Origin of the sequence: Mesorhizobium sp. B2-3-5, from assembly GCF_006442395.1 — a bacterium.
Taxonomy (GTDB): domain Bacteria; phylum Pseudomonadota; class Alphaproteobacteria; order Rhizobiales; family Rhizobiaceae; genus Mesorhizobium.
Genome location: NZ_VFVX01000014.1, coordinates 33,684 through 47,748, shown reverse-complemented (window position 1 = coordinate 47,748; position 14,065 = coordinate 33,684). Strand labels below are relative to the sequence as shown.

Sequence of the window (14,065 nt, the reverse complement as noted above, 5' to 3'; positions counted from 1 at the left end):
GAGAGAGTCACAACAGGCGATAAGCCCGTTCTTCCTAAAAGCGCGGGGAACCCCAGCTCGTTCATCTGGACGGTCACTCTCCTCGACGACCGGGCTGGGCTTTCCTTGATCGAGACGGGCCCTGGACCTAGCCGCCCATTTTCTTGGCCATCGCGCAGAATTCTGCGTGGGCCTTGTTAAGCGTGGTATCGCCGCAGTCTTTCAACACAGCCGTACGCTCGTCCGGTTTCATGGCCATCCAGGCGGTCTTGAAATCCGCTTCGGTCCTCAATGTTTTCATGCCGGCGTCAGTGAAGAACGGCGACATCTTGGCCGGGTCATCGAGTGCGGACGTGCCGGAACCGGCGGCTAATGCAGCACTACTCATCATTGCGAGCGCAACTGCGCCCAAGCTGAGCACCTTGAAGTTCATTTGAATATCCTCCGTTGGGTCCTTCAACAAAAGGTGACCTGGTGAAAAAACGTGAACTTAAGGGATCGGTTCCAAGCCGTTGAAAAAACAAACATGCTGGGCCACGTCGGCGCATATCTCTGGTTCGATGTGCCGTGAATCACAATCGTGCCGGGTTGACCAGACGGCCCGGCCCCCTCTTCTGGCGCTCTCGCGCCGCCGCTGTGAGGCTTCGCCGAGCGTACCTGCGGCCCGACACCTATGTAGCGCTCGCCGATCCCAGGCTTCGGTCGATACGCTCGAGCGTTATTGCCGCGATAGAGGGTTTCTCGTGGGAATCTAGGACAATTCTTCGACCCCGATATCGAATCCGATTGCCTGTCCGCCACCTCCGGCAAAATACCTGATAAAAAGCACCGACAATGAAATATAGCATATTGCATAATGTTGAGCCGTGGCATAGCTTAAGCGAAGATCGCCAAGTCTCGCGGAAAGTCCTTTTTCATGTCTGAAGCCGAAGCCACAGCCTCCCGATCCGCATGGCGGTTAGCCAGGCCCGAAGAGGACGACCAGCCCAGCCTCCGCGAGGTCAATTCCTCCATCGCGGTGCCGAGTTCCAGCGCCTGGTCCCGCCGCCTGTTCGCTTTCATGGGTCCCGGCTACATGGTTTCGGTCGGCTACATGGATCCCGGCAATTGGGCGACCGACCTCGCTGGCGGCGCCCAGTTCGGCTACAGGCTCCTGTTCATCATCATGCTGTCCAACCTGATGGCGATCCTGCTGCAGGCGCTGGCCGCCCGTCTCGGCATCGCCACCGGCCGCGACCTCGCCCAGGCCTGTCGTGCCTATTATCCGCGCCCGGTCAATTTCGTGCTGTGGATCGCCTGCGAACTCGCCATCATCGCCTGTGATCTGGCCGAGGTGATCGGCACGGCGATCGCGCTGCAGCTCCTGTTCGGCATTCCGCTGATCGGCGGCGCCGTGCTCACCGCGCTCGACGCCTTCCTGGTGCTGCTGTTGATGAACAAGGGCTTTCGCTATCTCGAAGCCTTCGTCGTCGCGCTATTGACCATCATCTTCAGCTGCTTTGCCATTCAGATTTTCGTTGCCGCCCCGCCGCCCGGCTCGATCCTGCATTCGATGTTCGTGCCGTCCTCGGAAATCGTCACCAACCCGGCAATGCTCTACATCGCCATCGGCATCATCGGCGCCACGGTCATGCCGCACAATCTCTATCTGCACTCGTCGATCGTGCAGACCCGCGCCTATGAACGCACCGACGCCGGCAAACGCGATGCCGTCAAATGGGCAACGGCGGATTCGACCATCGCCCTGATGCTGGCGCTGTTCGTCAACGCCGCCATCCTGATCGTGTCGGCGGTAGCCTTCCACAGCACCGGCCACCAGGATGTCGCCGAGATCGGTCAGGCTTTCGAGCTCTTGTCGCCATTGCTGGGCCTCGGCATCGCCTCGATCCTGTTTGCCGTCGCGCTGCTTGCCTCGGGCCTGAACTCGACGGTGACGGCGACACTTGCCGGCCAGATCGTCATGGAAGGCTTCCTGCGCCTGCGCATCCCCAATTGGGCGCGCCGGCTTTTGACGCGCGGCATCGCCATCGTCCCGGTCGTGGCCGTCACCGCGCTCTACGGCGAGAAGGGCACCGGCCAGTTGCTGGTGTTCAGCCAGGTGATCCTGTCGATGCAGCTGCCTTTCGCGGTCATCCCGCTGGTGCAGTTCGTGTCCGACCGGAAGAAGATGGGCAGTCTTGCCATTCCGCGCGCGGTCGCCGCGTTGGCCTGGGTGGTCGCGGCCATCATCCTGGTGCTCAATTTCAAGCTGCTCTACGACACGATGTTCGGGATGGGCTGAAGTCCACCCGGTCCCAAGAGCGCAAAATCGCGCTATCTTCCCGGGCGTCATGACCAATGTCGAAGACGCCAGAAAGTTCTATGCACGGCTGATGGCCGCCAACGCCGCCTCGTCGGACCCGCGGCTGGAAGACGTGTTCGCCAGCGTTCCGCGCGAAGCCTTCCTCGGTCCGGGGCCGTGGACGATCATCGCCGGCAAGGGCAAGATAACCACGCCCAGCTCCGATCCGGTCCACCTCTACCAGAACGTGCTGGTGGCGCTCGACGCCGACAAGGGCATCAACAATGGCGAGCCGTTCCTGCACGCCATGTGGATCGGGAAACTGTCGCCGAGACCCGGCGAGGCCGCCACGCATATCGGCGCCGGCACCGGCTATTACACGGCGCTGCTGGCCAGACTTGTCGCGCCCGGCGGCAGCGTCACCGCTTTCGAGCTCGACAAAGACCTGGCCGGCCGCGCGCGAAAAAATCTCGAAGCCTATGACAACGTCGCCGTCATCCATGGCGACGCCGTCACGGCATCCCTGCCGCCATCCGACATCATCTACGTCAATGCCGGCGTCGTCGCACCTCCGGCCGGATGGCTGAAGGCGCTGCGGCCAGGCGGCCGCATGATTTTTCCCTGGCGCCCGACCGAGAGCGTTCCGTTCGCGGTGATGGTGACCCGCACCGGAAAAGGCTTCGCGTGCGAACCGTTCATGCGCTCCTGGTTCATCCCTTGCGTCGGCGCGTCGAGCGTGGACCCCGCCGCCAAGATCCCGACGCGCGACCAGGCCGCGCGCAGCCGCTCGATCTGGCTGACGCATGACAAGGCGCCGGACCGCACCGCCACGGCCATTTTCGGCGATGTCTGGTTCTCGTCGAAAAATCCCGGCGCTTGAGCTGGCAACGGGCGGATTGATACCGGCTTGCGCAAAATTTTTGGCAAACCGTGTCGGGATGGCCGCGCGCCGGCCGTCCTTGGGCCATAGTCCGGCCGCGACGGCGTGGATGGAACAAGGGAGAGCACAATGAGAAAGATCATCGCCGCCACCTTCGTCAGCCTCGATGGCGTCATGCAGGCGCCGGGCGGTCCGGAAGAGGATCCTGTCGGCGGCTTCGAGTTCGGCGGCTGGACGTTCCATTACTTTGACGAGGTGGCGGGCACGGTCATGGAAGAATTGTTCTCCAGACCCTTCGCGCTGCTGCTCGGCCGCAGGACCTACGACATCTTCGCCGCGTACTGGCCGTATCAGAAAGATCCGATCGGCGATGCCTTCAACCCGGCGACCAAATATGTGGCCACGCACCGTCCGGATTCGTTGACCTGGCAGAACACCCAGTGGCTTGGGCCCGATGTCGTTGCAAGGCTTAAGGAACTCAAGCAGGAAGACGGACCTGACCTGCTGATCCAGGGATCAGGCAATCTCATCCAGACGCTGCTCGCCGACGGGCTGATCGACGAAATCCGGCTCATGATCTTCCCGCTGTTGCTGGGCAAGGGCAAGCGGCTGTTCGGCGACAACGCGCTGCCCGCCGCCTTCAAGCTCACCAAGTCGCTAACGTCGACCACCGGCATTATCATGGCGACTTATGAGCGCGGCGGTGAGATCAAGACCGGCTCCTTTGTCACGGAGCAACCATCCTACGCCGAGCTCGAGCGGCGCAGGAACTGGAAGTAGCAGATCGGGCTTTTGCCTTGAACGTTTGCGCCGCCCGACGAACGCCCGGCAGGGCAATGAGGGGCGGCGCGACACTTCCGAGTTGGTCGCATCGATGGAACGTCGACATTCTCCAATGCAACAATTCAAGCCGCCTGTCTTTGCCGGCCCAACCCGTCACGAATATGCCGCGCGAACTCCAGCGCCGCCGGCGCAACGCCATGTCTCGGCAAATGCAGGTTGATGGCAAAATTCGGCAGTGGCGGCAGGCCGGACTCGAACGGCAATATGTCGAGATCGGAAGGCACGGTGGAAGCCAGCCAGGTGGTGACGGCGAGGTCCGATCGCACGGTTGCCGTCGTCGCGTCGATGTTGCCGTTCTCGAACACGGTGCGCCATTCCAGCCCGTGCTCGTTGAGCGCCGCCAGCACGACCGGGCGAAAGGCGCAAGTGTCGGCGACGATCGAAACCGGCAGCGGACGCTTGGCGCGGGCAACGCCGGCCTTGGCGCCGACCCAGACCAGCCGGTCGATGACAAGGCATTCGCCGGCGCTCGGACCAACCCGCTCCTCGATCACCGCAAGGTCGATGGTTCCCGCCGCCAGAGCCGAGGCCAGCTCCGGCGAGGAGGCGCAGACCAGCGAGATCTCGACCTGCGGATAGGTCTCGGCATAGGCCTTCAGCACCGGCGCCAGCAAGGTGCCGACGAGATCGTAGGGCACGCCGAGCCGCACCTCGCCGGCGACGGCACTCCCCGCCATCTCGGCCCAGATTTCATCGTTGAGGCTGAGCAGGCGCTTTGCCTTGCCGAACAGCCGCTCGCCGGATCGCGTGAGGCGCAAGCCGCGCCTGTCGCGCTCGAACAGGCTGCAGCCGAGCGTCTCCTCCAGCCGCTTGACCTGCTGGCTGACGGCGCCCTGCGTCAGATGCAACGCATTGGCCGCCGCCGTCATGCTGGCCTTGTCGGCGACGGTGACGAAGGTGCGGATGAGCGCAGTGTCGAGATTACGGATCATGCCTGCATTATAGTTCCTAATGCCAGCCATGACAAATATCGCATTTACTGATTGATAGTCGCGCATACCATGACGGCCTCCGACAAAGGAAGCCGCATGCTCCAGCCCATCCTGCCACTCATCTTGTTCGCCTTCGTGGCCACCGCCACGCCCGGCATCGCCACAACCTTGTCAACGGCGTCGGGCGCGCAGTTCGGCTTTCGCCGTTCGGTGCCCCTGATGATCGGCAGTGCCGCTGGCCTCGCGACCGTGACAGGGGCGGCCGCCGCCGGGCTCGCGGGCCTGTTGCTTGCGGTGCCTTCCTTGCAGCTGGCGATGAAGATCGCCGGCTCCCTCTATCTGCTCTGGCTGGCGGTCAAGATCGGCCGTGCGGGGCCGCCCAATCTCGACGTCACCATGGCCAAGCCGAACAGCTTCCTTGGCGGCGCCGGCATCCAATGGATGAACCCCAAGGGCTGGGCCATGGGGCTGGGCGCGGCCGCTTCGTTTGCCGCGTTGGCCGACGGGCCGGGGCAACTCGCCTTGCTGCTCGGCTCCACTTTCGGCCTGACCGCCGCCATCTCGCTGTCCGTCTGGTGCGTCGCCGGCATGGTTCTGGCACGGCTGCTCAAGACCGAGTGGCAATGGCGCGCACTCAACATCGTGCTGGCGCTGGTGCTGGCGGCCTCGATCATCCCGATGTGGCGGTCGGCGTAGAGCACGGCCCTCCTTCCTCTCCCCCACGGACGTGGGGGCAGAGGTGGCTCGGCGAAGCCGAGACGGAGTGGGGGACTGGCGCGGCGATGCCGGGTTTTCAGCGGCATTCGCCCTACGAAGTCCCACTCCGTCCGCTTCGCCCCCTGTTCACTCAGGCCGCGTAGCGAGGGGCCGGCTTGTCGGCGTGCAGGCTGCCGTAGAAGGCTTGCCTGGCGCCGAGGAACGTATCCAGCTTGGCCACGTCGACAAGCGCCGGCGCGGTGACGGCTTCGCCCCTGGCCAGGCCGACAAGGGCGGCATCGACCAGATCGTCGGCATTCATGATGATTTCCTTCGGCAACTGGTCGATGTCGCTGCCGGCAAGTTCCCAGAAATCGGTTCGGGTCGCGCCCGGCAGCACCACCTGGACCTTGACGCCGGTGCCCGCGACCTCGCGATGCAGGGCTTCGGTGAAGTTGACGACATACGCCTTGGTGCCGCTGTAGATGCCGCCGAACGAGCTGTCGAAGGCAAGCACCGAGGCGATGTTGACGATGGCGCCGCGATTGCGCGCCAAAAGCCCCGGCAGCACCGCGCGCGTCAGCCGGGTGAGCGCCACGACATTGACCTTGATCATGCGCTCGGCCGCGTCGGCGTCGGCCGTCGCCACCACCTGCTGGCCGCCGAGGCCGGCATTGTTGACCAGCAGCGTCACGCTCTCGTCGGCGGATATCGCCTGCTCGACGCGCCGCACATCATCGTCGTCGGACAGATCGGCGCTGATCACGCTGACCTTGCGATCGTAGGCATAGCGCAGCTTCTCGGCCAGTTCCTCCAGCCGGTCGGCGCGCCGCGCCACCAGCACGAGGTCATACCCCTGCCCCGCCAGCCGGTCCGCATAGACCGCACCGATGCCCGATGAAGCGCCGGTGACGACCGCCGTGCCCTTGTTGTCTTTCCCAGTCATTGTCGTTCCTTCCGTCCTGTTCGTTGTCGCTCGGCCTTGCGGACTATCGAGTCCCACGCCGCGCCATCCAATTCCAATTAGTGGCATATGCCACCTTCGCCGAAGTAGGTATATGCCACTATCTTGTCAACGGCGACCCCAAAAACTATTTTTGCGATGGGGCTGGCGCATCCGTTGCGCAGCCAAGGAGTTCACATGACCGAGAGCCACGGGCCGGGATTCAGCCTTTGCAATAACGCCACGCTGCGCCGTGCCGGGCGCAGCCTCGGCCGTTTCTATGACGACATGCTGGCGCCTTCCGGGCTGAAGGGCACGCAGTTCGGCTTGCTCTTTCAGATCGATGTCAGCGACGAGCCGACGATGGGCGCCATGGCCGAGGCGTTGATCATGGACCTGTCGGCGCTCGGCCATACGCTGAAGCCGCTGATCCGCGACGGCTTTGTCGAGACTTTCACCGACAGGGACGACCGCCGCGTCAGGCGCGTACGGCTGACACCGCAGGGTAAGGTCAAGCTGGAGGAAGCGATAAAATTATGGAGCATGGCCCAGCAGCGTTTCGAGGCGATGGTCGGCAAGGAACGGGCGGCCCAGCTGCGTGCCGCGCTGGATGAAATCGCCGCGCTGGATTTCGACACGCCGACGGCCGCCCCTTCGGACTGAAGGAGCGGCCGTCAAAATCGGTGGAGTCGGAAAATCTATTCCGCCGGCATCGCCACTGGCCTCGCCAGCACCCGCCCGGCCAGCACGATACCCAGTCCGATCAACGGAAACATCGCGGCGACAAGGCCGAGATCGGCCGGGGCGCCGTAACGCAGCACCTCGCCCCCGACAACCGCGCCCAGCGCCACGCCCAGATAAAGCGCCGAGCCGTTGAGCGACAGCACGATCGGGGCGGCGTCGGGCGCCAGCTTGATGATGCGGCTGGCCTGCGCCGGCGGGAACGCCCAGCCGACGATGCCCCATGGCACCATCATCGCCATCAGCGCCGGTCCCGCGATCTCGCGCGGCAGGAAGGTCGGGACGACCGACAGCATCACCAGCATGGCGGCGCTCAGCGTCAGCGACCAGCCGACGGTGCGCGTCGCGCCGAACCGGTCGGCCGCCTGGCCGCCGGCGATGTTGCCGATGACGGCGCCGACGCCGAAGGCGAGCAGCATGCCGGGCAGCGCGATCTGGCCGAGCCCGGCGCCCTCGATGGCGAGCGGCGCGACATAGGCGAAGACGGTGAAGGCCCCGGTCAGCGCCAGCAGCGTCGTCACCAGGATCGGCATCACGCCCGGACGCATCGCAGCGGCAAGCCGGCGCTTCAGGGGCAGTCTGGTGCCGACGATGCCGTGCGGCAGCCGATACCACAGGATGGCTCCGGCGAGCGCGCCAAGCCCGGCAATGGCATAGAAGGTGCCCCGCCAGCCGGCGATCGCGGCGACCAGCGCGCCGAGCGGCGCGCCGACGGCGACGGCGACCGTGGTGCCGCCGACGACGACGGCAATGGCGCGCGCCCGGTGATGGTCGTCGACCAGCGCCACCGCCGTGCCCTGCGCGGTCGCCGCGAACAGGCCCGACGACAACGCCATGATGATGCGCGCGATAAGCAGCACCTCGAAGGAGGAACTCATCGCGGCGGCGATATTGCCGACGACGAAGAACACCAGCGTCCACAGGATGACGCGGCGCCGGTCCCATTCGCCGGTCAGCGTCGCCAAGATAGGCGTGCCGATCGCATAGGCGAGCGCGAAGGCGGTGATCAGCGATCCGGCGAGCGGGATGGAAATGCCGGCGTCCGCCGCGATATCAGGCAGGAGGCTGGAGATGACGAAGCCTTCGGTCGAGATCGTGAACGATCCGAGCGCAAGCCAGAAGAGCCGCTTGTCCATGGCATGTGTCCTTAGTTCAAAAGTTATTGAACAATTGGACATAACGGGGCATGATGTCAATGAAGCCAGCCAAAAATAGCAGAACCATCCTGACAGCCCTGTGTCAGCACGGTCATCGAATGGAGAAACAGTGTGCATGCCCACGGCAGGACAGACGCGTTGAAATCGGCCCGAACTGTGCTTAGTTTTCGAGCATGACCCTGCCCCATCCCAATATTGACCAGATCAGTCTGCCGATCGTGCTCGGCGTGCTCGGCGACCCGACACGGTTGGCCATCGTGCGCTATCTCGCCAGCAAGGAAGGCGTGCCGCTGAACTGCAGCCGTTTCCTTGACCTCGGCTCCAAGACCAATCTGAGCTATCACCTCGCCAAACTGCGTGAGGCCGGGGTCACCCGCGCCGAAGTGGTCGGCACCAACCGCATGATCACGCTGCGCCGCGCCGATCTCGACGCCCGCTTCCCCGGCCTGCTCGACAGTGTCATCGCCGCCGCCGTGGACGATCCCGCACTGCCGGTCGTCGGCGGCCACGACCTCGATGTGCCGGCCTGAAGAACTCCCCGGCCTATGGAATCGCGAAGGGGATTTCGCTCTGCTGAAGGTTCATCTATAGCCCGCTCGGCGCGGCGTCGGTGTCGACGCTGACGATCACCGACATGCCGGGCGCAGCATCCGGGCAAGGTCCTGCCCTTCGTCGATCTCGATGCGCACGGGAGGATTGACCTGGCGAGGGGATCGGCTGCGGCTTCGAAAGCAGCAGCAGGGGTTCTCCCGTCCGCCCAGCAGCATGGTTCGCTTGAATTTTCGGACTTACATGGCGGCACGTCGTCCCTTATAAAACCGGCCGGGCATGCGGCTGGGTCGCCGTGGCATGGTGATTTTGACTATCGGCGCACGGCCAATGAAGAGGCGCACAGTTACGCTCCGAAAAAGTTTGCATGCGCTGATTGCCGCCGCTTCGCTGCTGATGGCGGCGTGGCAGGCTGTTGTTCCGGCCCATGCCGAAGAGGCGCCGTTCATCTCCATCGTCACCGGGCTGGCGCCAGACGACCTGCTCAATGTCCGCACCAAGCCGTCGCCGATCGGCAAGACCGAGACCCGTCTGGCCGCTGGCGCCAGCGTCAGGAACCTCGGCTGCAACGACATTGACGGGCATCAATGGTGCAAGATCGTGTCGGACAATCCCCGGGCAACCGGCTGGGCCCCCGCGCGCTATCTCGTTCCCGTCAACCCGGCGGCCGTATCTGACGCGGACCAACAGGCGGATGCCGGCACCGAGGACGCGGGCGCGGCTGCCGATGCGAACACGACCGGGGACAGGGTGGCGGCCGCCGATCCCGCCCAGCCGCCGCTGGCACCTCCGGCCGATCTTGAGGCAAGGTTGGGGCGCGCGGCTCATCCGGCCGCTCCTGAAACACCGATGAAATCGGCCGCCGACACCGCCATGCAGGATGCCTATGGCCTGGCATTGGCCGCTGCTGAAACCCCGTCCACCGGCGAGGTCGCGCCCCCCGCCGCCCAGGACCCGCAGACCGTCGCGGAACTGCCGCATCAGTCAGACGCTCTCGCCGGTGGCGGCTCTATCGAGATCCCCTGCGCCCGCAATGTCGGCCAACCGATGACCCGCTGCGCGGCAACAGTCCTGCATAAAGGTACGGACAAGGCCGAAGTGACGGTGACCTGGCCCGACGGCGGCACCCGTGTCATCTCGTTCGACGGTGGCCGGCCGGCCGGCTCGGACGCCCAAGGCGATTTCCGCTTCACCCGCGAAGGCAGTCTCAGCATGATCCGTGTCGGCGTCTCCGAGCGCTTCGAGATCACCGACGCGGTGGCGTTCGGGGAATAGTTTCTAAAGGGAGTAGGGCAGTAGGGCAGTAAGGCAATATGTGAAGTGCCTGGAGTCGCTTGCCCTACTGCCCTACTGCCCTACTGCCCTACTGCCCTACTGCCCTACTGCCCTACTGCCCTACTGCATTTTCGGGGTTACATCGGGCAAAACTCTTCCCTATAAGGCCCTCCTAGCCTGATACCAGAATCGCAAGCACAACCGGCCGGGTCCTCCCGTCCCGGTTTTTCGTGCAAGCCGCTCGCCGAACGGAATCCTAGACATGCCAAGACGCACCGACATCAAGTCGATCCTGATCATCGGGGCCGGCCCCATCGTCATCGGCCAGGCCTGCGAGTTCGACTATTCCGGCACCCAGGCCTGCAAGGCGCTGAAGGAAGAGGGCTTCCGCGTCATCCTGGTCAATTCCAACCCGGCCACCATCATGACCGACCCGGAACTGGCCGACGCCACCTATATCGAGCCGATCACGCCCGAAGTGGTGGCCAAGATCATCGCCAAGGAGCGGCCCGATGCGCTCCTGCCGACCATGGGTGGCCAGACCGCGCTCAACACCGCGCTGTCGCTGCGCCGCATGGGCGTGCTGGAGCGCTATCAGGTCGAGATGATCGGCGCCGACGCCACGGCGATCGACAAGGCCGAGGACCGCGCGCTGTTCCGCGAGGCGATGAGCAAGATCGGGCTCGAGACGCCGAAGTCGATGCTGGCCAACGCCACCGACGTCAAGAACGCCGACCGCAAGACGCATGAGGCCGAGCGCGCCGCGCTGAAGGCCGAGAAGCCCGACAATCTCGACGCGGCACTGGATGCGCTGGAAACCAGCTGGAACCTCGGCGAAGGCGACCGCAAGCAGCGCTACATCGGCCATGCCATGGCGGTGGCCGCGCAGGCGCTCGACCACGTCGGCCTGCCAGCCATCATCCGCCCCTCGTTCACCATGGGCGGCACCGGCGGCGGCATCGCCTACAACCGCGCCGAATTCTACGACATCGTCCAGTCCGGCCTCGACGCCTCGCCCACCACTGAAGTGCTGATCGAGGAAAGCGTGCTCGGCTGGAAGGAGTATGAGATGGAGGTGGTCCGCGACAAAGCGGACAATTGCATCATCGTCTGCTCGATAGAGAACATCGACCCGATGGGCGTGCACACCGGCGACTCCATCACCGTCGCGCCGGCGCTGACCTTGACCGACAAGGAATACCAGATGATGCGCAACGCCTCGATCGCGGTGCTGCGCGAGATCGGCGTCGAGACCGGCGGCTCCAACGTGCAGTTCGCGGTCAACCCGGCCGATGGCCGCCTCGTCGTCATCGAGATGAACCCGCGCGTCTCGCGCTCGTCCGCGCTGGCCTCCAAGGCGACCGGCTTCCCCATCGCCAAGATCGCCGCCAAGCTCGCCGTCGGCTACACGCTGGACGAGTTGGAAAACGACATCACCGGCGGCGCCACGCCGGCTTCGTTCGAACCGTCGATCGATTACGTGGTGACCAAGATCCCACGCTTTGCCTTCGAGAAATTCCCCGGCGCCGAACCCGTGCTGACCACCGCCATGAAGTCGGTCGGCGAAGTCATGGCCATCGGCCGCACCTTCCAGGAATCGCTGCAGAAGGCGCTGCGTGGGCTCGAAACCGGCCTGACCGGCCTCGACGAGATCGAAATCCCCGGCCTCGGCCATGGAACCGCGGTCGCCAGCCATGCCGACGACCGCAACGCCATCCGCGCCGCACTGGGCACGCCGACGCCTGACCGGCTGCGCATGGTGGCGCAGGCGATCCGCATGGGCACCTCGCTGGAAGACGTGCACGCCATGTGCAAGATCGACCCGTGGTTCCTCGAGCAGATATCAGGCATCGTCGCCATGGAGGCGCGCATCCGCGAGCACGGCCTGCCGCAGGATGCCGTCAATCTGCGCATGCTGAAGGCGATGGGCTTCTCCGATGCCCGCCTCGCCTCGCTGACGAAGACCGACGCCGAAGTGGTTGCGAAGATTCGTGAAAAGCTCGACGTTCATCCGGTTTATAAGCGCATCGACACCTGCGCGGCCGAGTTCGCCTCGCCCACCGCCTATATGTACTCGACCTACGAGGTGCCGTTTGCCGGCGCGCTCGCCAACGAAGCGCAGGTCTCGTCGCGGAAAAAAGTCGTCATCCTCGGCGGCGGCCCGAACCGCATCGGCCAGGGCATCGAGTTCGACTATTGCTGCTGCCACGCGGCGTTCGCGCTGCGCGACGCCGGCTATGAAGCGATCATGATCAACTGCAACCCCGAGACCGTGTCGACCGACTACGACACCTCGGACCGGCTCTATTTCGACCCGCTGACGGCGGAGGACGTGCTGGAGATCCTGCGCGCCGAGCAGGCCTCGGGCGAACTGGTCGGCGTCATCGTCCAGTTCGGCGGCCAGACGCCGCTGAAGCTGGCGGACGCGCTGGAGAAGGCCGGCATTCCGATCCTCGGCACCTCGCCCGACATGATCGATCTCGCCGAAGACCGCGACCGCTTCCAGAAGCTCTTGCACAAGCTCAACCTCAGCCAGCCGAAGAACGGCATCGCGTATTCGGTCGAACAGGCCCGCCTCGTCGCCGGCGAGCTCGGCTTCCCGCTGGTGGTGCGCCCCTCCTACGTGCTCGGCGGCCGCGCCATGCAGATCATTCATGACGAGAGCATGCTGCAGACCTACCTGCTCGACACCGTGCCCGGCCTGGTGCCGGAGGACATCAAGCAGAAATACCCCAACGACAAGACCGGCCAGATCAACACGCTGCTGGGCAAGAACCCGCTGCTGTTCGACACCTATCTGTCAGGCGCCATCGAGGTCGATGTCGACTGCCTCTGCGACGGCAAGGCGACCTTCGTGTCGGGCATTCTCGAACACATCGAGGAGGCCGGCATCCATTCGGGCGACTCGGCCTGCTCGCTGCCCGTTCACTCGCTGCCTTCGGACCTCGTCGACGAGCTGGAGCGCCAGACGGCCGCGCTGGCCCGCGCGCTCAATGTCGGCGGGCTGATGAACGTGCAGTACGCGATCAAGGACGGCACGGTCTACGTGCTGGAGGTCAACCCCCGGGCGTCGCGCACCGTGCCTTTCGTCGCCAAGACCGTCGGGCGGCCGATTGCCAAGATCGCAGCGCGCATCATGGCCGGCGAGACGCTGGAAGACGCCTTCGCCCATTACGGCGCCATGCCCGACCCCAGAAATCCCGGTCACATCGCGGTCAAGGAAGCCGTCTTCCCCTTCGCCCGCTTCCCCGGCGTCGACATATTGCTCGGCCCGGAAATGCGCTCGACCGGTGAGGTCATGGGCCTCGACCGCGATTTCGCGCTGGCCTTCGCCAAGAGCCAGCTCGGCGCCGGCGTCGACCTGCCCCGCTCCGGCACGCTGTTCGTCTCGGTGCGCGACGAGGACAAGAAAGGCATCTTGCCGGCCGTCAAGCGCCTCGCCGGCCTCGGCTTCAAGGTGCTGGCGACGTCAGGCACGCAGCGCTTCCTCGCCGAAAACGGTGTCGTCGCCGAAAAGATCAACAAGGTCCTCGAAGGCCGCCCCCACATCGAAGACGCCATCCGCAACCGCCAGGTCCAGATCGTCTTCAACACCACGGACGGCCAGAAGGCGGTGTCGGACTCGAAGTCGCTGCGTAGGGCAACGCTGATGCAGAAGGTGCCGTATTACACGACGCTGTCGGGTGCGGCGGCGGTGGCGGAAGCGATCGCGGCGCTGAAGGCAGGGAGCTTGGAGGTGCGGCCGCTGCAGGAGTATTTTGCTTGAGGTGACATTTAACTGAAACAAAA

The 14,065-nt window shown here is 64.7% G+C and carries 12 protein-coding genes; 8 read left to right on the top strand and 4 right to left on the bottom strand.

Features of this window, described 5'->3' with window-relative positions; genetic code table 11:
• Positions 1–127 precede the first annotated feature (127 nt).
• Positions 128–412: a hypothetical protein gene (locus FJ958_RS17455; RefSeq protein ID WP_140744435.1), complete on the bottom strand. Its 285-nt coding sequence runs from the start codon at positions 410–412 to the stop codon at positions 128–130.
• A gap of 483 nt (positions 413–895) precedes the next feature.
• Here FJ958_RS17455 and FJ958_RS17450 point away from each other — a divergent pair, with 483 nt between their 5' ends.
• The 3 genes from FJ958_RS17450 (at position 896) to FJ958_RS17440 (ending at position 3,920) form a co-directional block, all read left to right on the top strand.
• The gene (locus FJ958_RS17450; protein ID WP_140744434.1) at positions 896–2,260 is read left to right on the top strand and encodes an Nramp family divalent metal transporter; all 1,365 of its coding nucleotides are present in this window, start codon (positions 896–898) and stop codon (positions 2,258–2,260) included.
• A 49-nt stretch (positions 2,261–2,309) separates the two neighbouring features.
• Positions 2,310–3,140: a protein-L-isoaspartate O-methyltransferase gene (locus FJ958_RS17445; protein WP_181176419.1), complete on the top strand. Its 831-nt coding sequence runs from the start codon at positions 2,310–2,312 to the stop codon at positions 3,138–3,140.
• 129 nt (positions 3,141–3,269) lie between these two features.
• The gene (locus tag FJ958_RS17440; RefSeq protein ID WP_140744433.1) at positions 3,270–3,920 is read left to right on the top strand and encodes a dihydrofolate reductase family protein; all 651 of its coding nucleotides are present in this window, start codon (positions 3,270–3,272) and stop codon (positions 3,918–3,920) included.
• Positions 3,921–4,045: 125 nt separating this feature from the next.
• Here FJ958_RS17440 and FJ958_RS17435 read toward each other — a convergent pair whose 3' ends face one another.
• Positions 4,046–4,915 (bottom strand): LysR family transcriptional regulator, encoded by an 870-nt coding sequence (locus tag FJ958_RS17435; RefSeq protein ID WP_140744516.1) that lies wholly within the window; start codon positions 4,913–4,915, stop codon positions 4,046–4,048.
• A gap of 96 nt (positions 4,916–5,011) precedes the next feature.
• Here FJ958_RS17435 and FJ958_RS17430 point away from each other — a divergent pair, with 96 nt between their 5' ends.
• Complete coding sequence (locus FJ958_RS17430) at positions 5,012–5,611, top strand: LysE family translocator (protein WP_140744432.1); 600 nt, start codon at positions 5,012–5,014, stop codon at positions 5,609–5,611.
• A 151-nt stretch (positions 5,612–5,762) separates the two neighbouring features.
• Here FJ958_RS17430 and FJ958_RS17425 read toward each other — a convergent pair whose 3' ends face one another.
• On the bottom strand, positions 5,763–6,557 hold the full coding sequence (locus tag FJ958_RS17425) for an SDR family oxidoreductase (RefSeq protein ID WP_140744431.1): 795 nt from the start codon (positions 6,555–6,557) through the stop codon (positions 5,763–5,765).
• Positions 6,558–6,752: 195 nt separating this feature from the next.
• Here FJ958_RS17425 and FJ958_RS17420 point away from each other — a divergent pair, with 195 nt between their 5' ends.
• Positions 6,753–7,217 carry a MarR family winged helix-turn-helix transcriptional regulator gene (locus FJ958_RS17420; RefSeq protein ID WP_140744430.1) on the top strand — a complete coding sequence of 155 codons (465 nt, stop codon included), beginning with the start codon at positions 6,753–6,755 and terminating at the stop codon, positions 7,215–7,217.
• 35 nt (positions 7,218–7,252) lie between these two features.
• Here the strand turns inward: FJ958_RS17420 and FJ958_RS17415 are convergent, their stop codons facing one another.
• Positions 7,253–8,431, bottom strand: coding sequence for an MFS transporter (locus FJ958_RS17415; RefSeq protein WP_140744429.1), 1,179 nt, complete (start codon positions 8,429–8,431; stop codon positions 7,253–7,255).
• 194 nt (positions 8,432–8,625) lie between these two features.
• Between FJ958_RS17415 and FJ958_RS17410 the strand changes: the two genes are divergently transcribed.
• The 3 genes from FJ958_RS17410 (at position 8,626) to carB (ending at position 14,042) form a co-directional block, all read left to right on the top strand.
• Entirely contained in the window at positions 8,626–8,982 is a 357-nt protein-coding gene (locus FJ958_RS17410; RefSeq protein ID WP_140744428.1) for a helix-turn-helix transcriptional regulator, read from the top strand.
• Between the two features lie 349 nt (positions 8,983–9,331).
• Complete coding sequence (locus FJ958_RS17405) at positions 9,332–10,276, top strand: SH3 domain-containing protein (RefSeq protein WP_140744427.1); 945 nt, start codon at positions 9,332–9,334, stop codon at positions 10,274–10,276.
• A 262-nt stretch (positions 10,277–10,538) separates the two neighbouring features.
• Positions 10,539–14,042, top strand: coding sequence for a carbamoyl-phosphate synthase large subunit (gene carB / locus FJ958_RS17400; protein ID WP_140744426.1), 3,504 nt, complete (start codon positions 10,539–10,541; stop codon positions 14,040–14,042).
• Positions 14,043–14,065: the final 23 nt, after the last annotated feature.

Excerpts from the sequence above, each read along its gene's own strand:
- FJ958_RS17455 (WP_140744435.1), bottom strand. The coding sequence starts at position 412 with ATGAACTTCAAGGTGCTCAGCTTGGGCGCAGTTGCGCTCGCAATGATG.
- FJ958_RS17450 (WP_140744434.1), top strand. The coding sequence starts at position 896 with ATGTCTGAAGCCGAAGCCACAGCCTCCCGATCCGCATGGCGGTTAGCC.
- FJ958_RS17445 (WP_181176419.1), top strand. The coding sequence starts at position 2,310 with ATGACCAATGTCGAAGACGCCAGAAAGTTCTATGCACGGCTGATGGCC.
- FJ958_RS17440 (WP_140744433.1), top strand. The coding sequence starts at position 3,270 with ATGAGAAAGATCATCGCCGCCACCTTCGTCAGCCTCGATGGCGTCATG.
- FJ958_RS17435 (WP_140744516.1), bottom strand. The coding sequence starts at position 4,915 with ATGATCCGTAATCTCGACACTGCGCTCATCCGCACCTTCGTCACCGTC.
- FJ958_RS17430 (WP_140744432.1), top strand. The coding sequence starts at position 5,012 with ATGCTCCAGCCCATCCTGCCACTCATCTTGTTCGCCTTCGTGGCCACC.
- FJ958_RS17425 (WP_140744431.1), bottom strand. The coding sequence starts at position 6,557 with ATGACTGGGAAAGACAACAAGGGCACGGCGGTCGTCACCGGCGCTTCA.
- FJ958_RS17420 (WP_140744430.1), top strand. The coding sequence starts at position 6,753 with ATGACCGAGAGCCACGGGCCGGGATTCAGCCTTTGCAATAACGCCACG.
- FJ958_RS17415 (WP_140744429.1), bottom strand. The coding sequence starts at position 8,431 with ATGGACAAGCGGCTCTTCTGGCTTGCGCTCGGATCGTTCACGATCTCG.
- FJ958_RS17410 (WP_140744428.1), top strand. The coding sequence starts at position 8,626 with ATGACCCTGCCCCATCCCAATATTGACCAGATCAGTCTGCCGATCGTG.
- FJ958_RS17405 (WP_140744427.1), top strand. The coding sequence starts at position 9,332 with ATGAAGAGGCGCACAGTTACGCTCCGAAAAAGTTTGCATGCGCTGATT.
- carB (WP_140744426.1), top strand. The coding sequence starts at position 10,539 with ATGCCAAGACGCACCGACATCAAGTCGATCCTGATCATCGGGGCCGGC.